The sequence below is a fragment of the Oribacterium sp. HCP28S3_H8 genome, from assembly GCF_052064775.1.
Taxonomy (GTDB): Bacteria; Bacillota; Clostridia; order Lachnospirales; family Lachnospiraceae; genus Oribacterium.
Genome location: NZ_JBQHUZ010000001.1, coordinates 342,117 through 362,860 on the forward strand (window position 1 = coordinate 342,117; position 20,744 = coordinate 362,860).

The following is a 20,744-nucleotide window of genomic DNA, read 5'->3' on the forward strand; positions in this document are numbered from 1 at the left end:
TTTCTAATATATTAGCATAGGATGCAGAACAGAACAATGCATTTTGAAATTCTTAAGGAGTGCATGAAAAGTGTTTTTATGGATCTTAATGGTACGATACCAGGCTTATGCGAGCCTGATCAGCCCCTTTTCATACATCTTTTCCACCGTCATCAGAACTCCGAGCTTGGCATGATACCAGGTAAGCCCGCCCTGGAAATATACATTGTACGGCTCACGGATCGGTCCGTCCGCAGACAGCTCAATGGACGAGCCCTGTACAAAGGCTCCTGCTGCCATAATGACCTTGGAGTCATATCCCGGCATATCATCCGGATACGGCGTCACAAAGCTATCGACCGGAGCTGCTGCCTGGATCCCCTGGCAAAATGCGACCATACCAGCCTCCGAGCCAAGCGTAATTGCCTGAATGATGTCGTATCTTTTGTCGGAAGCCTTAGGATGACAGGCAAAGCCCAGCTTTTCATACACGCTTGCTGCAAAAATCGCTGCCTTCTCTGCACCTGCGGTAATTGTCGGTGCCATAAACAGTCCCTGGAAAAAGCTCTTGTTGGTATCAAGGGATGGTCCGACCTCTTTGCCAAGTCCCGGCGCGGTAAGACGGACAGCACAGCGTTCAATGCATTCCCTGGTGCCGGCAATGTAACCACCGATCGGCGCAAGTCCGCCGCCCGGATTTTTAATCAGCGACCCTACAACCATATCCGCCCCAAAGTTACTTGGCTCATCCCGTGTAACAAACTCTCCATAGCAGTTATCCACCATGCAAATGACATCCGGTTTGATGGACTTGATAAAACGGATGAGCTCTCCAATTTCCTCCGGAGAAAATGTATTACGGGAGCTATAGCCCTTGGAGCGCTGAATCTCAACGAGCCGCGTCTTATCTGTAATGGCATTTCGGATTTCCTCATAGCGGAAGGAACTGTCCGGATTAAGATCCACCTGCCGGTAGCTTACACCATACTCCTTGAGCGAACCTGCAGACGGGCGGATCCCGATAATCTCCTCCAGTGTATCGTAGGGCTTACCAGCCGGGCAGAGAATCTCGTCGCCGGGTCTTGTATTTGCCTGAAGAGCAATTGCAAGCGCATGTGTGCCGCAGATGATTTGCGAACGCACCAGCGCATCCTCTGTCCCGAACACATGGGCATAAACCTTTTCCAGCGCATCCCGTCCGATATCGTCATAGCCGTAGCCCGTCGTACCGTAAAGATGTGCCTCGGAAACCTGTGCCTCCTGCATCGCGCGGATCACCTTGACCTGGTTATACTCTGCGATCTCATCAATTTCCCGGAAACGGTCCTCAAGAGACCTCAGCACCGGCTCACAGAAATCCAGCACTTCCTTTTTTATCCCCATTGATTCATACATTTCTCTATTATCCATTTTGCTATACTATCCTTTTTATAATCAAAATCCTTAATATTTACCCAGATGACATTCCGCTCTCTCCGGAACCAGGTCAGCTGCCGCTTGGCATAATTCCGCGAATGCTTCTTAATAAGCTCTATCGCATCCTCTAAGCTGATATTTCCATCCAAATACTCCAGGAGCTCCTTATAGCCGATCCCCTGCATGGAGGTAAGGCTCCGATCAAGCCCCATGTCTCTAAGCCTTTGGACTTCATTCAGAAGCCCCTGCTGCATCATAAGATCCACCCGGTCATTGATCCTCTGGTACAAGGCCTCCCGGTCATCGGTAAGTACAAAAAACATACTGTCATAGATCGGAGATTTCTTCCGCTCCTCCGCATTATGCCGGGAAATCGGCGTTCCATGCAGGCGATAAAACTCGAGTGCACGGATCACCCGGCGGACATTATGCGCATGGATCTTTACTGTAGAGGCAGGATCCACGCGCATGAGCTCTGCATATAGCTTCTCCGGACCTCCCGGCAGCGCCGCCTGCTCTTCCAGCTTCCTCCGGAGTGCGAGCTGCTCCTCCGAGGGCTCCTCTGTAAAGTCTATACCGTACAATAAGCCCTGAATATAAAATCCGGTACCGCCGACCAGGATCGGGATATGCTTCCTTTCATATACATCCTTGATTGCAGCTCCTGCCATACGCTGAAACATCGCGGCATCATAATTTACCGTCGGAGGAATCACATCAATAAGATGATGCGGAACTCCCTGCATCTCTTCTCTGGTCACCTTGGCGGAACCGATGTCAAGCCCCTGGTAGATCTGGACAGAGTCGGCGGAGATGCATTCGCCATGCATTGCTCTCGCGACCGCTACCGAAACCGCGGTTTTACCTACAGCGGTAGGTCCTGCGATGATAATCAGCGGCTTCTCTGCAGCAGTCGGATGCGGTTTTATAAAATCCATTTCTTGTGTCATACGATTCTCTTGAATTTCTTTTCCAGCTCATATTTTGACATGGAAATGATGGTTGGGCGTCCGTGCGGGCAGGCATACGGGTTATCCAGGCTTAAAAGCTCATCAATCAGCGCATCTGCCTCCATGAGACTGATCCGGTTATTGCCCTTGACGGCTGCCTTACAGGACATGGACGCAATTTTATAATAAATGGAGTCTGCCGTTGTCATGCCCGTCTCCTCTGTGAGATCATCCAGCATTTCCAGAAGAAGCTCCTTTTTTCCGATTTCCGGAAGGTCTGTTGGCACCGCAGATACGCTGTAATCCCGTCCGCCAAGATAGGAAAGCTCGTACCCCATTTGTTCAAAATAGCTCTGATACTTCTCAAGCATCGAGGACTCCTCCCCGGATAAATTGAGAAGGATCGGCGGATTTAAATACTGCGATGCCGGCTTTTTATCCTTGAGTCGCTTCATAAGCCGCTCAAAGTTTACCTTCTCATGGGCGGCATGCTGGTCAATGATGTAAAGCTTGTCGCCATATTCCACGAGCCAGTAGGTATCAAATACCTGCCCGATGATCCGATGCTGAAGTCGTGCCTTCTCGCTGAGGAAGCGCTCGCTGAAAAGCGTTTCCTGCACCGGCTTCTCCTGTGCCTTGGTAAGATCAAAATCGCCGTAGGTAAAGCGACCGCTGGAGCCGCCCAGCGCCTCCAGCTGCTCCGGGACCGCTTCCGGATGCAGAACCGGACGCAGCGCTTCCTCATATTGGCTTCCGCTTAAATGCTCACGTCTCGTTTCAAAAGGCTCCACATGCGGAAGCCGGGGAGCATTTGCATTCGCATCCGCAGTATGGGATGGAGAAGCCATTGCTGCATCAGGAGCTTTTCCATCTGGAATCGTACCATCAGGGCTTTCCTTTTCTGAAAATCCTTTATTTAAGGCTTCTGAAGCCCGAAGCTCCTGTTGCATAGTTAAAGGCTCTGTTTCCTTTGTCACCTTCACAGAAGACGCCGGCATTTCCTGCACCGGCGCATCCAGATCGGTATTGACAATCAGCTCTGCCTGATGCAATGCCTCGTGGATACTGTCTACCAGACAGTTATAGATCAGCATGCCATCCGAGAACCGAACCTCCATCTTCTGCGGATGCACATTGACATCCACAATTTCCGGATTGACATCAATCCTGAGCACCGTAAACGGAAATTTATGCTGCATGAGGAAATCCCGGCAGCCATCCTCAATCGCTTTGGAAATCATCGGATTTTTTACATACCGGGAATTGACAAAGTAAATTTCAAAGTTCCGGTTGCTCCGGTTGATCTGAGGCCTCCCCACAAAGCCCCGGACGGTCACCGCCGGAATCCCGGTAAAGGAAGACCGCTGATATGCTTTATTGACAGAGATCAGCTGGTTCGTGACATCCCGACCGTAAATCGAGTAAATGACATCCATGAGGGAGCCGTTACCGAGCGTGGCAAGACGCTGCCGGCCATCCTGGAGGTAGCGGAAACTCACTTCCGGATGTGCCAGAGCTTCCATCTCTACAATATCCTGGATCCTGGAGGACTCCGTCTGCGGGGATTTCAGAAACTTCCTTCTGGCAGGCACATTTTTAAAAAGGTTCCGAACGATGATCGTTGTACCATCCGGTGCGCCGATCTCCGACAGCTCCTGCTCCACGCCACCGTTTATCACATAGTGCGTGGCATAGAGCGCCCCGGGCTGCTTGGTAATCATTTCCACCTCGGAAACTGCCGCAATGGAGGCAAGTGCCTCACCCCGGAAGCCAAGCGTCTGAATGCTTCCAAGGTCGCGCGCATCCCGGATCTTGGAGGTTGCGTGCCTTACAAATGCATTGCGCACATCCTCTCTTGCAATCCCGATCCCGTTATCCGTAATCCGGACCATGGCAATGCCGCCCTCCCGGACTTCTACGGAAACTGAGCTGGAGCCGGCATCAATGGCATTTTCCAAAAGCTCCTTCACAATGCTGAGCGGTCGCTCGATAACTTCACCCGCTGCAATCTGATTGATGGTTTCATCACTTAAAATGTTTATTTTCATGATTTTAACAGCTTATCCTTAAGTTCAAAAAGCGTGTTCATTGCATCCAGCGGAGTCATGTGATTTAAGTCAAGCGATCTGAGGTAGCTGACCGCCGCCTCCACCCCTGCCGGGAGAGGATTTCCACCCTGCAAAGACACGTCCTTGCTCCCGGCGGGTACCTCCGCGGAGGATGCATTCGCAGACTCCGATGTCTCAGGCTCCCCCATTTCCTCCTCTGCGAATGCTTCCTGCCGGTAGCTGTCCGCACTGGAAATCTCTCTTGCCTTTCCGGTAATATCCGCATCGGTAAGCTCCGCCGCAATTTCCTTGGCACGGTCGATGACAGGCTTCGGGACACCGGCAAGCCTTGCCACATCAATGCCGTAGCTCTGGTCTGCGCCGCCCGGGATGATCTTACGGAGGAAAATGATATCGGAGTCGTGGCTTGTCACTGCAATACAGTAATTACTGACGCCGTCCAGCTTGCCCTCCAGCTCGGTCAGCTCATGATAGTGAGTTGCAAAGAGGGTCTTGGCTTTTACAACCTTACTGATATATTCGACTACCGCCCAGGCGATGGAAAGTCCGTCAAAGGTTGAGGTGCCTCTGCCGATCTCATCCAGGATCAATAAGGAACGGGTTGTCGCATTGCGCAGGATATTGGCAACCTCGTTCATCTCCACCATAAAGGTGGACTGTCCGGAAGCAAGATCATCGGATGCACCGACTCTTGTAAAAATCCGGTCGCAGATACAGATGTCCGCCTTGGATGCCGGCACAAAGGAGCCAATACTTGCCATCAACACAATGAGCGCAACCTGACGCATGTAGGTCGACTTTCCTGCCATGTTGGGTCCGGTGATGATCGCAATTCTCTCCTTTTCATCATCCAGCAGGGTATCGTTAGCAACAAACATGCCGTCCTGCATCAGCTTCTCGATCACCGGATGCCGGCCATCCTTGATCATCAGTGTCCCGTTGTCATTGAGCCTCGGACGGACGTAGTTATTGCTCGTTGCCACCTTGGAGAGCGAAACCATGCAGTCCAGCATGGCAATGGCATGGGATGTCTGCTGGACTCTCTTGATGTTTGCTCCGATCGTATCCCGGACATTACAGAAAAGCTCGTATTCCAGGGCATTGAGCTTCTCCTCGGCGCCGAGGATCGTGTTCTGAAGCTCCTCGAGCTTGTCCGTCGTATACCTCTCGCCGGTCGCTAGTGTCTGCTTCCGGATGTAATAATCCGGCACCTGGTCCTTAAAGGTATTGGTAACCTCAAGGCAATAGCCGAAAATCCGGTTGTACTTTACCTTCAGCGTCTTGATTCCGGTTTTCTGACGTTCCTCTGCTTCCAGCTCTGCAAGCCATCGCTTGCCATCCGTTTTGGCATCCATATACTTGTCAGCTTCCGGATGGTATCCTTTTTTGATGAGCCCGCCATCCCGGGAGGAAACCGGAGGATCCTCTATGATGGCTTTGTCAATCAATTCGTACAGATCCTGCATCTCATCGATGCCATCCCGGATCTCCCTGGCAAGTGCGGATGTAAAGGACCTAAGCTGCTGCCGGATATCCGGAAGCATATGAAGCGACTCCTTAAAGGCAATGAGATCCCTTGGAGTTGCGGAGGTATAGCTGATTTTACCGAGAATCCGCTCAAGATCATAGATCGAGCCAAGATACTCGGACAGTTCCTCGCGGTCAATATAACGGTCGCAGAGCTCATCCACCAGATCCTGCCGGCGAGTGATCTCCTCTATGGAAATGAGCGGCTGCTCCAGGAAGCGGCGCATAAGCCGTGCGCCCATCGCGGTTTTGGTCTTGTCCAGCACCCAGAGCAGTGTCCCGCGCTTTTTCTTCTCCCGCATTGTCTCTGTAAGCTCCAGATTCCGCTGCGTCGAATTATCAATGATCATAAACTGCTGACTGGAGTAATAGCGGATATTGGAAATGTAATCTACCGAGCCCTTCTGCGTATCATAGATGTAGGACAGCGCACCGGCAGCAGAGAGCCGCGCAAGCTCCCGATCCTTAAGCCCAATCCCCTCAATGCTTGCATGGAAATGCTTTTCCAGCAGCCTTGTCGCGGTATCATCCTGGTAAACCGCATCATCCAGCTCCGTAATAATCAAATTAAAACGGTTCTTAAGCTGATCCGTATCCATTCCGGAAATCATAAAGCTATGGTTACAGACAATCTCCGCCGGAGAAAAGCGGCTGAGCTCATCCATGACATCCTTTGCCGTATTACAGGTCGTGGTCAGAAACTCACCTGTGGAAACATCTACGCTGGAAACGCCAAAGCCTGAGTCATTATAATAGATGCTCATGAGGAAATTATTTTTGCTCTCATCCAGTGCGGTTTCCGCCGTAACCGTGCCGGGGGTGATAACTCTGATAACCTCTCTTTTTACAAGTCCCTTGGCAAGCTTCGGATCCTCCACCTGCTCCCCAATGGCTACCTTATAGCCCTGGGATACGAGCCTTGCAACATAGGAATCTGCGGCATGGAAGGGAATCCCGCACATCGGCGCCCTCTCCTCAAGCCCACAGTCCTTTCCTGTCAGAACAAGATCCAGCGCCTCCGAGGCGATCTTAGCATCCTCAAAAAACATCTCATAGAAATCGCCGATGCGGTAAAAAAGGATACAATCCGGATATTCCTTTTTGGTTTCCAGATACTGTGTCATCATCGGTGACATTTTATTTTCTGCCATGGTCACTGTCTCCCCTGCTGCAAAAACCCTGAGCATAAAAGCCCTGGAAATAAACATAAGAAGTGCCTGCCCGTGAGTGAACTCCCGTCAGACACTTCCTGATCAATTCTGTAATGAACCGAAATAATAGAACCCGCGGCTCTCATCCAGCCTTACCCTAACCATTTCTCCAATGAGACTCTCCGGTCCCTCAAAATGCACGAGGATATTGTTGGAGAGACGTCCGGTAAGATAGCCCGGCTTCTCCTTGTCCGTTTCCTCCACCAGAGCCTCCATCACCTTGCCGAGATCCCGGCCTTCGTTTTCCTGTGAGCACTCCTTCACAAGCTTCAAAAGCCGCTCAAAGCGGTCCTTTACGATTTCCTCCGGCACCATATCCCATTTTGCCGCAGGTGTACCATGCCGCCGGGAGTAGATAAAGGTAAACGCCGAATCAAACCTCGCCTCTCGTACCACATCCATGGTATCCTGGAAATCCTCCTCGGTCTCCCCCGGAAATCCGACAATAATATCCGTCGTAAGGCTTACATCCGGGAGCCTGTCATGAATCTTATGCACAAGCTCCAGATAGCTCTCCTTGGTATAATGCCGGTTCATCTTAAACAGCAGTGCCGAGGAGCCCGACTGCATCGGCAGGTGAATGTGCCTTGCCACGTGCGGATTTCTCCGGATCACCTCAATCAGCTCGTCCGAGAGATCCTTGGGATTGGGTGTCATAAAGCGGACTCTCTCGATCCCCGGGATGCTAGCCACCGCATCCAAAAGTTCCGGGAATGTAATCTCCCCGGAGAGATCATTTCCGTAAGAGTCTACATTCTGCCCCAGGAGCGTGATTTCCCTGACTCCGTCCTTCACAAGCATCTCGCACTCTCTCAGAATATCTGTTGCATTACGGCTTTTTTCCCTGCCTCGTACATAAGGCACAATACAGTAGGTGCAGAAATTATTGCAGCCAAAGCTTATGTTGACGGAAGCCTTAAATTTATATTTCCGGTCAGAGGGCAGATTCTCCACGATCATAGAGCTGTCCTTCATGACCTCCACCTGCCGGTGCTTACGGATCAATACCTGATACAGAAGCTCCGCAAGCTTATAGATATTATGGGTGCCGAAAATCAGTTTTACATAGGGGTATTTTTTCTGAATGGTGGCAACCTCATCTTCCTCCTGCATCATACAGCCGGTAATACCAAGCACAAGCTCCGGATGCCGCTCATACTGATGCTTCAGCCTGCCGATCCTGCCATAGAGCTTTTCATTGGCATTTTCACGGACAGTACAGGTGGTGAATAAAATCACATCGCAGCTGTCCTCATCCTCTGTAGCAGTATACCCGCATTTCTCCAAAATGCCGAGAAGCTTCTCTCCATCCTTAGCGGACATCTGGCAGCCAATGACATTCACCTTGCAGAGTGCGCGGTAGCCCTCCTGCTTTTTTACTTCCACAAGCTCCCGCACCCGGTCCATAAAATAGTACTGGCGCTCCGGCTCCTCCATCGGTGCCACTTCACAAATATCCTTAAAATCAAAAATTGTTTCGTTCATCCTTTATTTCCTGATCTGTCCGTTTCCTGTAATTTCGTACTTGCTGGTGGTCAGCTCCTTAAGTCCCATCGGGCCTCTTGCATGCAGCTTTGCTGTGGAAATCCCGATCTCCGCTCCAAAGCCGAACTGTCCTCCATCGGTAAATCTAGTCGAGGCGTTCCAGTAAACGCAGGCCGAATCCACCTCGTTTAAAAACCTTGCAGCATGATCCGGGTTTTCTGTAATGATGCTTTCGGAATGCTTTGTCGAGTAATGATTGATATGCTGTATGGCTTCTTCCACCGAGCCTACCGTCTTGACGGAGATTTTATAGTCCAGATACTCTGTTCCAAAATCCTCTTCCGTTGCCGGCTGAATCAGCTCCTGATGTAAATCTGTTGCTGCACGCAGCACTGCAAGACTCTCCGGATCCGCATAGCAAGTCACATTCCGCTCCTGAAGCTTCCGAATGACAGGAACCAGAACCGCAGGAAGCACCGTCCGGTCCGCGACGAGAGATTCACAGGCATTGCAGACACCGATTCTCTGGGTTTTGGCATTAAAGACGATAGGAACCGCCTTGTTGACATCCGCCGTCTCATCCAGAAAAATATGGCAGTTTCCGGCACCGGTTTCGATGACCGGCACACTGGCGTTTTTTACCACCGCTTCAATCAGGCGTCGGGAGCCCCTCGGGATCAGCACATCCACACAGTCATGCATCTTCATAAAGGCCTGGGTCGTCTCATGATCCGTAGCCTCGATCAGTTGGATGGCGTTTTCGTTAAAGCCGCTGTCCTTCAGCGCCTTACGGAGAACCCCTGCGATTGCCATATTGGAGTGGATCGCGTCAGACCCTCCCTTCAGGATCACCGCATTGGAGGACTTAAACGTAAGCGCAAAGGCATCGCTCGTAACATTTGGCCGGGCTTCATAGATGATTCCGATGACACCGATCGGAACCCGCTTTTTTATGATTTTAAGACCATTGGGTCGGATATCCTCTGAGAGCACCTCACCGATCGGATCCGGAAGTCGTGTGACATCCAGGATCGCATCCGCCATGCCATCAATTCTTTCTTTATTAAGCATAAGGCGGTCCAGGATGCCCTGAGACATGCCGCTGCTTCTGCCATTGTCAAGGTCCCGCCGGTTAGCTTGAAGGATCTCATCGCAGTGCTCCCGGAGTGCCTCCGCCGCATTGGCAAGAGCACGGTTTTTATCCGACTCCGAATATTTTACAAGTGAATACGCCGCCTCTCTTGCATTCTTTCCAAGCGTTTCAAGATCTGTCATGGTTTTCCCCTCCTGCCAAAATCTCAAACATCGTATATCGTATTTCCGGTCCTTGCCAGCCTGGCTGCGGTCCAGTCTGTCCTTACCGATTCCAGATGCTGATCTTAATGACTGCCTGTTCTAAGCCCGGTCAATTTAATCCTTAATCTCAATCTGACTAAGATAACTATTAAGATTCTCCCTTACTGACGCAATATACGCCTTGCGGAGGCGCTGCTGCTCCTCCCGTTCCTCCTCTGTCAGACCCTTGGAGGTCTTGGATTTATGATAAAGCTCATTGATTCTTGAAATGTCCTCTGTTGTTACCATTGTATTTCCTTTAATTTTTTTCTAGAAATTTATTTTAATAATATTTACTTTTGAACCTCATGAAAGCGAATTTATGCAAGTCTTAAAGGTTTGAAACGATTGACTCTATAAAATCGAATATCCTTAACCTGGATTTGCGGCGAGTGGGTTCAAATATCCTCAATATATTGGATAAGGTTAAAATTCTGGTTCCTGTGTGCGGCAAAAAGCGTGCCGACATTCGCTCCCTCCACAATATCCGTAATAACATCCGCAGAGGTAAAGCGGGCAATCACCATATCTGCTCCGGAATCTGTCGCGATCCTTGCAGCAGAGAGCTTTGCGGACATGCCGCCGGTTCCCACGCGGGAGCTTGTGCCCTTGCCCATACCGAGAATCTCCTCCGTAATCACCGGTACATAGCTGATAAAGCTTGCCTCCGGGTTTTTATGCGGATCATCTGTATACATGCCGTCTATGTCCGAGAGCAGAATCAGGAGATCTGCCTGCACCACACTGGATACAATCGCAGCCAGTTGGTCGTTATCGCCGAATGTTTCCACCTCCGGGATCTCTGCGGTGGAAATCGTGTCATTTTCATTGACAACCGGGATTACTCCAAGCTTCAAAAGCTCATTAAAGGTATTGACAGTATTTTTCCGGGAAACCGGATCTATAATGACATTTTTGGTAAGCAGTAGCTGCGCGGTGTTCTGACTGTACTCTGAAAACATTTTCTGATAGGTCATCATGAGTCTTGCCTGTCCGACTGCTGCAAATGCCTGCTTCTCCGCCATGGTATCCGGACGTCTTCGGATGCCGAGGGTCTGCCGTCCTGTCGCAATGGCGCCGGACGAAACCAGGATGACATCCCGACCCTCCCCCTTAAGATCCGCAAGTACTCTTACAAGCTTCTCGATCTTGGAAAGATACAGGTCCCCGGTCTCCGGGTGGGTAATGCTGGCAGAGCCTACCTTTATGACAATTCTTTTTTTATATTTTAATGCCTTACGCTTTTCTTCACTTTCCATAGCCCACCTATGCTTCCTCGGTAATGCGTCCGTAATCTACTATTTTACAGCAAATTGTAATGCTTGACAAGTGCCTCTGCTGCCTTCATCCCGTCCATGGCAGCACTGGTAATGCCTCCTGCATAACCGGCGCCCTCCCCACAGGGGTAGATTCCCTGCAGGTTTGCCTCAAGGTTTTCGTCTCTCGGGATCCTCACCGGTGAAGAGGTTCTCGCCTCAATACCGGCAAGGATCGTATCCGGTCGGTTGAAACCGGGGATCTGATGGGCAAAGCTCTCCATTCCCTCGATGAAGCTTGCATTCACATCATTGAGACTAGCAAACGGACTGTCCTCCGTAAATTGAAATATACGTTTAAGATCTGCTTCTTGATACAAGCCGCGGAATGCCGGTGAAATGCCGATTTCCTCCGGTGGAACCTCCTCTCCGGTTTTGAAGCTGCCGTAGCGTTCCATCGGGATTTTACCGTCTGCAAGTCGATACGCTCTTGCTTCCAGTTCTCTCTGCAGCTTAAGCCCGCCCAGGGGATCGGCATCGCCATGATAGTCCTCCTTACGGATGGAAACAATAATGGCTGCGTTGGCATTTCTGCCATCTCTTGCATGGTAGCTCATACCATTGATACAAAGCCGCCCGGGCTCGGAGGAGGAATTTACAACATAGCCGCCCGGACACATGCAGAAGGAGTATACGGCTCTGCCACTCTCTGCGGTATGTGTAAGCTTATAAGCTCCAGGTCCCAGTGCCTTAAGCATTGCCTCATCCACCTTGCCATACAGCGCGTCATTGATCATCTCCTGCGGATGCTGCACCCGGAAGCCCATGGCAAAATCCTTTCCCTCCATATGAAGCCCTGCCTGAAGCAGCTCCTCATAGGTATCCCGGGAGCTGTGTCCGATTGCAAGGATGACATTCTGCTCTCCATGATACGTGAATTTTGTATGGAAGTGAAATTCGCCGCCAAGGGACTGGATCTCCTTACGGATGCCTCTCACAATGCCGACCAGCTGGTCTGTACCGACATGCGGCTTGGCATCGATCAGAATCTCCGAATCCGCACCATGCGCAATAAATTTTTCCAGTACATAACGATTGCGTCCGGATTTATCCTTGGTCAGCGTATTCAGCTTGCCATCGGAAAAGGTTCCGGCTCCACCCTCGCCGAACTGGGGATTGGATTCCGGATGGAGTGTTCCACGCTGCCAGAGATCCTCTACATCATGAATCCGCTCCTCCACTGTAGCGCCCCGCTCGTAGATGATAGGCCGGGCTCCGGCATGGGCTAGGATCAGTGCCGCAAACATACCGGCAGGTCCAAATCCTACGACGATCGGGCGGTTCTCATCCTGTTTAAAATATTCGGATGCCGGAACACCGGAAATAGAGCTGTGAAGCTCCGGCATCTGATACACCATCCGCTCTGCGATGCTTACATCCCGGTTCCGGAGTCTCCGGACAAGACCTGCCTCGTCCTTTACATCCGTCTCCAGAAGCACCGTATAGCTAAAGTAAATTTCCGGCTTTTTCCGCGCATCGATAGAGCGGCGCAGAATTTCCAGCTTCCGGATATGGCTTGCATTTATTTTAAGAATCGCAGCACTTTTGTTTCTAAGCTTCTCTGTGGGTTCAACGACGTGAAGCTTTAGCTGATTTATGCGTATCATACTGATCTTTTCTTACCCTGTCCTTCCCTGCTCTGTTTCCGGCCGCAGCCTTACCTGCGAGATATCCGCTGCTCCACGCCCACTGCAGATTATAACCTCCGCAGATTCCGTCCACATCCAGAAGCTCTCCTGCAAAATACAGTCCCGGCACCTTCCGGCTCTCCAGAGTACGCGGATTCACCTCTCTTGTGGATACTCCTCCGGCGGCACATTGCGCGTTGTCAAAGCCATTGGTGCCCGTCACCACGGTCGGAAATCCCGTGCAAAGACCGGCAAGCTTCCGAAGCTCTCCCTCCCGAAGCTCTCCGATCCTTTTATGAAGCGCGAGCCCCGACTGCTTTAACAGTACCTCCGCAAGCTTCTGATTTAAAAGACCGAGAAAAAATTGTCCCGTCTCCTTATACGACAGGCTCTCTCTCCTGCTTAAAAAAAGAGACAGCACTTCCTCCAGCGTTTTGTCAGGGAAAAAAGAAAGCTCTGCCGTTACCTTTTTTCTGTCCCGCAGACCATAAGAAGCATAACGGCTGACCTGAAAGACCGGGATCCCGGAAATACCGTATTTCACAAGCTGCAGCTCCCCCGTGTCTCTCGCCACAGCTTCCCCATTGATCCGGAGAATGACCTCTCCCCGGACTCTCACGCCGGCTAGCTTTGGATAAAACGACTCCTTACATTTCAGTGCGACAAGCGCCGGAACCGCTGGTATAAGCGTATGTCCAAGCTGCTCCGAGAGCGTATATCCGCTTCCATCCGAGCCGGATGATGGTACGGCACAGGAGCCTGCCGCAAGGATCAGACGGTCACAGATAAACGTTTTTTCTCCTGCCAGAATCGTAAAGCCATGCCCACTCGTTTTTACGGAACGCACCTTCTGTCCGGTCTCAACCCGGACAGATTGATGCGTAAGCTCATCCATAAGCGCATATACCATGGAGGACGCCTGATCCGAATAGGGATATACATAGCTCTCTCTGTAACGTGGCTCGATTCCAAGGCTTTGGAAAAAACCGAGCGTCTCCGGTACGGTAAAGCCGGACAAAACTTCACTTATAAATTCCGGATCCTTCCCCCGGTATTTCTCCAGGGTCATGTCCAGATTGGTATAATTGCATCTGCCGTTTCCGGTTGCCGAGAGCTTTTTTCCAAGTCTGGGGTTTGCTTCCAGCAGCGTGACATCCGCGCCGTGCCGGCTGGCGGAAATCGCCGCCATCATGCCCGCAGCGCCCCCGCCGATCACGATTACCTTCATATCGCTTCCTCTTTCAGCTTCCTTTGTCTAAGATAATAAAGCAACGACAAGCTGTAAAATCCTCAGGCTTTTACAAAGCGCTTGAGTCTGCCTCCCATCGGCATATTATCAAGATCCTCACGTGTAAAGGCATGCATCACAAGAAGTGCTGCAATATATATCACCACTGCAATCAGCACCGCCGGTCCGACAGAAATTGCAGAACCGATTCGTCCATTCCGGATCCCCTCCGGCAGCAGGATACGGATGCCAAAATAAACCGCATACGCTGCTGCACCCATGATCAGGGAGGCGATTGTCGGCAGTATATAAACCTTCACAATACCCTGCCGGAAATGCACATGCTTCTGGATGGCAAGCTGGTTCAGGATGCACATCAGGAGCGCAAACAGAATGTTGGACAGAACCACAGCGTAAATGCCAAATCCTGCATACATAAGTCCGATCAGGATCGCAATATGCGCAGCAAGTGAAATAAGTGCATTGCGAAGCGGCACATTGAGATGCCCAAGTCCCTGCAGGATCGCATTGGAAATGGTCGACAGGGAGAAAAATACAACTGCAAGCGATCCGATCCGGGTAAGGTTGATAAGAAGCCCTACATTTTTGCCGGGGAACAGCATCCGGCAGATCGGCGACGCCAGTACCGCCATCCCGATCGTTGCCGGTATGGCAATCAGCATGGTAAAGCGAATGGCATAGCGCACGCGGGAAACCGTATCCCGGTGATTTCCGGATGCCACCGCGCGTGTGAGGCTCGGGATCAGGGAGCTTGACAAGGCATTGGCAAGCGCCACCGGAATATTAAACAGGATATGGTACTCGCCGAAGATTCCCCATTGTGTGACAATATTCTGCGCCTGTCCCAGCGCTGTCATGACATTACCAAAAAGATAGTCGTCAATGACCGAGGAGATATTATACACCGTGCTGGAGATGAGGATCGGAAGCATCGTTGCGGCAAGCACCAGAGAGATCCTGCCGTAGCCTGCCACCCTGCTCTCATCACGTCGTACCGCCCGCTTCATCGCGGGTCTCTGGGCAAGATACAGGATTATGAAAAACAAGAGTGCCGTCAGCGCGCCTGCACCGGTGCCGATCGCTCCGCCTGCCGCACCAAATGCATAGGTATACTCCGTATCATTGTAAAGCAGATTGGCGGTCTCGCCTCTATGAAACAGGATAGAGGCCGCGAGCACGGAAATCACTGCATTGAGGATCTGCTCCAGGATCTGGGAGATTGCAGTCGGCACCATATTGCCGGAGCCCTGGAAATAGCCGCGCAGGATGCCGAGGTATGCCATAATCCAGACCGTAGGGGCCAAAGCACGCAGGGCATATTCGCAATAGGGCTTTTTGAGGAGTCCTGCAATGGCATCCGCGCCAAACCAGAGCGCAGAAAACATCAGAAATCCCATAATGGTCGCATAGACAAACGCCGCCTTGAGCACGCGCTCCGTGTTCCGATAGCTGTCCTCCGCCATATAGCCTGATACAATCCTGGAAATTGCGGTCGGCATGGAAAAGGACGACAGGATCAGAAGCAGCGTATAAATACTAAATGCGCTGGTATAATATCCGTTTCCCTCCGCGCCGATGATTGCGGTGAGCGGGACACGGTAAATCATGCCGATGATTCTTACGAGAATGCTGGCGCCCGCAAGCAAGGACCCCTGCACTACAAAGTTTGTGCTGCGGCGGCTCTGCTGCGACGATGGTCTCGTAGATCGGGATGGCTTCTGCTGCGGGGAACGCATGGGTATATGCTCTTGTCTTCCGTAATCCGAACTCCCTTGTCTTCTGCGAGGCGCGGCTTGCTGTCTTTCATGCGGTGCTCTGCTGGATGCCCGACCGGTACTCTTGCTGATGCTCATCTTGTGTAACCCTTTCCTTCCAGTATTTCTCTCTGCCGCCGCTCCATCTCAAGACGTTCTGTATCAACCATATGGTCGTAGCCAAAAAGATGCAGCATGGAATGCGCCACAAGAAAGGCAAGCTCACGTCTCTCGGCATGCCCGTATTCTCTCGCCTGACTCTCAATCCTGTCCTGATTCAGCACGATGTCTCCCAGCAGAAGCTCACCTGTGTCCGGATTAAAAAGACTCAGATCCTCCTCATCAATATCCTCAAAATCCGCCGGATGCCGGTAGGTAAGCATCGGAAAGGAAAGGACATCCGTCGGCGCATCAATCTCCCGCTGCTCCTTGTTGATTTCCTGAATGCCGGCATTGTCTGTAATAAGGACGCTTACCTCACATTCATAGGGACACTTCTCATAATCTATTGCTGCTTCAATGATTTCCCGGATGATTTTATCAAAATCAAGATCCAGCCGTTTTTCGGTTTCAAAATCTATGTTGACTGTCATATTTACTGACGCTTTCTGCGTTCGTTCCGCTTCTCTCCAAAGTCCCGCGGCGTGTGATTTTCTCTCCGCTCTGCGCGCTTTTTTTCATCCTTCTCATAGGCATTGACAATTCGCTGCACCAGGGGATGCCGCACCACATCAGCACTGGTCAGCACAGAAAAGGCAATGCCCTCGACATTTTTAAGCACCCGCATGGCATCCTCAAGTCCGGAGGCACGGTCTCCCTCAAGGTCCTTCTGCGTAAGATCTCCCGTAACAATGACCTTGGATCCAAAGCCAATACGGGTGAGAAACATCTTCATCTGTGCCGGTGTTGTGTTCTGCGCCTCATCCAGGATGATATAAGCGTTATCCAGTGTGCGTCCTCGCATATAGGCAAGCGGTGCAACTTCGATGAGGCCCTTGTCTGCATTGGTCTGATACTGCTCCGCACCCATAATGGAATACAAGGCATCATATACCGGGCGCATATACGGATCCACCTTGGACTGCAGATCTCCCGGCAGGAAGCCAAGCTTCTCGCCTGCTTCAATCGCCGGTCGTGTCAGGATAATCCTCTGCACCTCCTGCTCGCGGAATGCAGTGATCGCCATTGCCATCGCAAGATATGTTTTACCGGTACCGGCAGGTCCGACACCAAAGGTAATCATGTTATTTCTGATGGCATCCACATACTGCTTCTGTCCAAGAGTCTTGGGCTTCACCGGCTTGCCAAGCGCCGTGCGCGCAAGGACATCCTTATCAATCTCCACAATATCTGCCGTGGACTTATCACTGAAGCTCAATGAAATCGCATAATCCACATTCTGCTCCGTAATATTATTTCCTCTACGGGACAGCTCCAGCAGATTTTCAAATACCTCTCTTGCCTGCTGTGTATCCTTTTCCTCTCCGATGATTTTAATGATACCATCCCGGTCGATCACTGTAACATGGAACGAGCGCTCGATTTTCTTTAACCAGGAGTCCAGCTGTCCCAGTACATTTCTCTCATGCTCGATCGGTATATCGATCATAATTTCCGTTGCTGCCATTTTACCTCCGAAAACAACGAAAGCCCCAATTCATTGCTGAATCAGGGCTATTTCAATCATGTTGAATTGATATTAGTTGAACTTACGCTTTCTGGCTGCTTCAGACTTTTTCTTACGTCTTACAGACGGCTTCTCGTAATGTTCTCTCTTGCGGATTTCCTGCTGGATACCTGCCTTAGCGCAGTTTCTCTTGAATCTGCGTAAAGCGCTGTCCAGAGATTCGTTTTCCTTTACGATAACATTAGACATGCTTAGACCCCAAACCTCCCTTCGGGTGCAAACTGAATTTTATTATAGCATACAACAGCGTTACGTCAAGAGCGGATTTTATTTTTTCATCGCCGAAGTGGATTTTTGCTGTTGTCTTTTACTAAGGCTTCTCCGCTCCTGCGGCAGCTCTTTTACAGTAATATTACTGTAAAGTCCCAACAGGAGCTTTAGATTTACGACAGACAGGCTCAGCCCTGAAGCTGTGCTTCCGCCACCTCTCTTGCCTTTACGAGGGCATCCTTGATACCGGCTGCGTTTTTACCTCCCGCCTGTGCCATGTTAGGACGTCCACCGCCGCCACCGCCGACAAGCGGAGCAACCTGCTTGATCAGGTTTCCGGCATGCGCACCCTTTTTAAGCGCGGCATCCGTAGCCATTGCAACCATGGATACCTTACCATCCTGGTCCGAAATCAAGAGGACAACGCCATCACCGAGCTTTGTCTTAAGATCGTCTCCAAGATTACGAAGCTCATTCATATCCACACCGGATACATGTGCAGCAAGGAACTTGACTCCGTTGATTTCAACCGTCTGGTCCATGACATTACCAAGTGCGGATTTTGCCTCCTTGCTCTTAAGCGCGTCATTTTCATTTTTAAGCTCCTTCACTTCCTTCTGGAGCGTACGGATATGATCAGCAAGAGTTGCAGGTGTTGCCTTGACAAGGTCGGAAGCTTCCATGATCTGCTTTTCCAGCTTGTCATAATATGCACGCACATTATCTCCGGTCAATGCCTCGATACGTCTGACACCGGCAGCAACACCGCTCTCGGACAGAATCTTAAACTGTCCGATCTGGAGTGTGTTCTTAACATGCGTACCGCCGCAGAGCTCTGTGGAGAAATCTCCCATCCGGACTACCCGTACCTTGGAGCCGTACTTCTCTCCAAACAGTGCCATGGCTCCGGTCTTCTTGGCATCCTCGAGGCTCATCACTTCTGTCGTTACAGGGAGTGCCTCCTGGATTTTTTCATTCACAAGGTTTTCAACCTTTTTAAGCTCCTCACTGGTCATTGCCTGGAAATGAGAGAAGTCAAATCTGGTTCTGCCGGCATCCTGATATGAGCCTGCCTGCTCTACATGAGAGCCAAGAACCTCGCGCAGTGCCTTCTGCAGGAGATGCGTTGCCGAGTGGTTGCGGCAGATCGCCATACGGTTCTGCGTGTCCACCTTAAGCGTTACATGGTCGTGGAGCTTGAGCATGCCCTTCCGCATTACACCGATATGCGCAATCTTGTTTCCTGCGACATGCTCTGTTGATGTTACTTCAAACACAGCAGCGCCTTTACCAAGCGCGGCGCCCTCATCGGCATCGTCCGATCCCATAAGGATCAGACCCTTGTCGCCGACCTGTCCGCCCATGGTGCCGTAAAACGGTGTTTCCGAAGTAATGATTGCTCCGTTCTCGCCATCACTCAATGCTTCTACCACTGCATCCTCATCCCCGGAATCTCCGGATGCAAGGGAAACCATCGCCACGATCTCAGATTCTGCAGTTGTCTTATCATATCCGATAAATGTGCTGCTTAAAGCCGGATCCAGCGCATCATAAACCGTAGCGGCATGTCCGCTGTAATCTGCCATCTTACCGGACGCAAGACGATCCTTCCGGGCTGCCTTTTTCTGATTTTCCATAGCGGCACGGAAGCCTGCTTCATCTACAGAGAAGCCTCTCTCCTCCAGGATCTCCTTGGTGTTGTCCAGAGGGAAGCCGTAGGTGTCATACAGCTTAAAGGCATCCTCGCCTGAGAGCTCCTTACGGCCTTCTGTGCTTAAGCTCTTTTCCATCTGCTCAAGGATATCCATACCCTGCTCATAGGTTTTTTCAAATTTTTCTTCCTCGGCAAGGATGACGCTCAGGATAAAATCACGTTTTTCCTCAAGCTCCGGATAACCGTCCTTGGAACCGTCAATTACATTTTTAGCAAGTGTTGTCAGGAAAGAGCCTTTAATTCCAAGCTTTCTGCCATGACGTACGGCGCGGCGGATGATACGGCGGAGTACATAGCCTCTGCCGTTGTTGGATGGCATGATTCCATCAGAAATCATAAAGGTCATGGCTCTCGCATGATCTGTCATGATACGTACCGATACATCGGACTCTTCCGTACCCGGCTTTTCATAGCCGATGCCGCCTGCCATCTGACAGATAAGATCGCGGAGGCTTTTTAAGGTATCCACATCAAAGATGGATCCTACATCCTGTACCGCAACCGCAAGTCTCTCAAGGCCCATACCAGTATCAATGTTTTTCTGCGCAAGGTCGGTATAATGCCCCTCTCCATCATTGTTAAACTGGGAAAAAACAACATTCCAGACTTCCATAAAGCGGTCGCCCTCGCCGCCCATGACATCCTCCGGGCCATTGCCGTATTTCTCTCCACGGTCATAATAGATCTCTGTACAGGGACCACAGGGACCGGAGCCATGCTCCCAGAAGTTGTCCTCCTTACCGAACTTGTAGATATGATCCGCAGGGATATGCATGTCATTGAGCCAGATATTGTAAGCCTCGTCATCATCCACATAGACAGACGGATACAACCGATCCGGATCCAGACCAACACGCTCTGTCAGAAACTCCCATGCCCACGGAATCGCCTCTTTTTTGAAATAATCGCCAAAGGAGAAGTTGCCAAGCATTTCAAAGAAGGTTCCGTGCCGTGCCGTTTTACCTACATTCTCCAGATCACCCGTACGGATACACTTCTGACATGTAGTAACCCTCCTTCTCGGTGGGATTTCCTGTCCGGTAAACCATGGCTTCATCGGCGCCATACCGGAATTGATAATCAGCAGTGAATTATCATTGTGAGGAACCAGCGAAAAGCTGTTAAGGCGTAAGCATCCCTTCTCCTCAAAATAAGAGAGAAACAGCTCACGCAATTCGTTTACACCTCTGTACTGCATTGTAATAAATCTCCTT

15 protein-coding genes are annotated in these 20,744 nt (G+C 50.8%); all 15 read right to left on the reverse strand.

Going from position 1 to position 20,744, the window contains the following annotated elements; all coding sequences use genetic code 11:
- Positions 1 to 105 precede the first annotated feature (105 nt).
- A complete protein-coding gene (locus ACTNEN_RS01600; protein ID WP_441204311.1) occupies positions 106 to 1,389 on the reverse strand; it encodes an aminotransferase class I/II-fold pyridoxal phosphate-dependent enzyme in 1,284 nt (427 codons plus the stop codon).
- The gene (miaA, locus tag ACTNEN_RS01605) at positions 1,353 to 2,345 is read right to left on the reverse strand and encodes a tRNA (adenosine(37)-N6)-dimethylallyltransferase MiaA (RefSeq protein ID WP_441204312.1); all 993 of its coding nucleotides are present in this window, start codon (positions 2,343 to 2,345) and stop codon (positions 1,353 to 1,355) included. The genes ACTNEN_RS01600 and miaA overlap by 37 nt, the downstream gene beginning before the upstream one ends.
- Positions 2,342 to 4,393, reverse strand: coding sequence for a DNA mismatch repair endonuclease MutL (gene mutL, locus ACTNEN_RS01610; RefSeq protein WP_441204313.1), 2,052 nt, complete (start codon positions 4,391 to 4,393; stop codon positions 2,342 to 2,344). Before mutL ends, miaA begins: the two co-directional genes overlap by 4 nt.
- Positions 4,390 to 7,092 (reverse strand): DNA mismatch repair protein MutS, encoded by a 2,703-nt coding sequence (gene mutS / locus ACTNEN_RS01615; RefSeq protein ID WP_441204314.1) that lies wholly within the window; start codon positions 7,090 to 7,092, stop codon positions 4,390 to 4,392. The genes mutL and mutS overlap by 4 nt, the downstream gene beginning before the upstream one ends.
- A gap of 102 nt (positions 7,093 to 7,194) precedes the next feature.
- Positions 7,195 to 8,637 carry a tRNA (N6-isopentenyl adenosine(37)-C2)-methylthiotransferase MiaB gene (miaB, locus tag ACTNEN_RS01620; RefSeq protein ID WP_441204315.1) on the reverse strand — a complete coding sequence of 481 codons (1,443 nt, stop codon included), beginning with the start codon at positions 8,635 to 8,637 and terminating at the stop codon, positions 7,195 to 7,197.
- A 3-nt stretch (positions 8,638 to 8,640) separates the two neighbouring features.
- Positions 8,641 to 9,912 carry a glutamate-5-semialdehyde dehydrogenase gene (locus ACTNEN_RS01625; protein ID WP_441204316.1) on the reverse strand — a complete coding sequence of 424 codons (1,272 nt, stop codon included), beginning with the start codon at positions 9,910 to 9,912 and terminating at the stop codon, positions 8,641 to 8,643.
- Between the two features lie 135 nt (positions 9,913 to 10,047).
- Positions 10,048 to 10,221 carry a DUF896 domain-containing protein gene (locus ACTNEN_RS01630; RefSeq protein WP_441204317.1) on the reverse strand — a complete coding sequence of 58 codons (174 nt, stop codon included), beginning with the start codon at positions 10,219 to 10,221 and terminating at the stop codon, positions 10,048 to 10,050.
- Between the two features lie 149 nt (positions 10,222 to 10,370).
- Positions 10,371 to 11,231, reverse strand: coding sequence for a glutamate 5-kinase (gene proB, locus ACTNEN_RS01635; protein ID WP_441204318.1), 861 nt, complete (start codon positions 11,229 to 11,231; stop codon positions 10,371 to 10,373).
- Between the two features lie 44 nt (positions 11,232 to 11,275).
- Positions 11,276 to 12,895, reverse strand: coding sequence for an NAD(P)/FAD-dependent oxidoreductase (locus tag ACTNEN_RS01640; RefSeq protein ID WP_441204319.1), 1,620 nt, complete (start codon positions 12,893 to 12,895; stop codon positions 11,276 to 11,278).
- The gene (locus ACTNEN_RS01645; protein ID WP_441204320.1) at positions 12,858 to 14,144 is read right to left on the reverse strand and encodes an NAD(P)/FAD-dependent oxidoreductase; all 1,287 of its coding nucleotides are present in this window, start codon (positions 14,142 to 14,144) and stop codon (positions 12,858 to 12,860) included. The genes ACTNEN_RS01640 and ACTNEN_RS01645 overlap by 38 nt, the downstream gene beginning before the upstream one ends.
- 62 nt (positions 14,145 to 14,206) lie before the next feature.
- Positions 14,207 to 15,901, reverse strand: a complete 1,695-nt coding sequence (locus ACTNEN_RS01650; protein ID WP_441204409.1) for a putative polysaccharide biosynthesis protein — start codon at positions 15,899 to 15,901, stop codon at positions 14,207 to 14,209.
- Positions 15,902 to 16,014: 113 nt separating this feature from the next.
- Complete coding sequence (gene ybeY / locus ACTNEN_RS01655) at positions 16,015 to 16,512, reverse strand: rRNA maturation RNase YbeY (protein WP_441204321.1); 498 nt, start codon at positions 16,510 to 16,512, stop codon at positions 16,015 to 16,017.
- A gap of 2 nt (positions 16,513 to 16,514) precedes the next feature.
- Entirely contained in the window at positions 16,515 to 17,546 is a 1,032-nt protein-coding gene (locus ACTNEN_RS01660; protein ID WP_441204322.1) for a PhoH family protein, read from the reverse strand.
- 72 nt (positions 17,547 to 17,618) lie between these two features.
- A complete protein-coding gene (gene rpsU, locus ACTNEN_RS01665) occupies positions 17,619 to 17,795 on the reverse strand; it encodes a 30S ribosomal protein S21 (protein WP_005539624.1) in 177 nt (58 codons plus the stop codon).
- A gap of 209 nt (positions 17,796 to 18,004) precedes the next feature.
- A complete protein-coding gene (alaS, locus tag ACTNEN_RS01670) occupies positions 18,005 to 20,728 on the reverse strand; it encodes an alanine--tRNA ligase (protein WP_441204323.1) in 2,724 nt (907 codons plus the stop codon).
- Positions 20,729 to 20,744 lie beyond the last annotated feature (16 nt).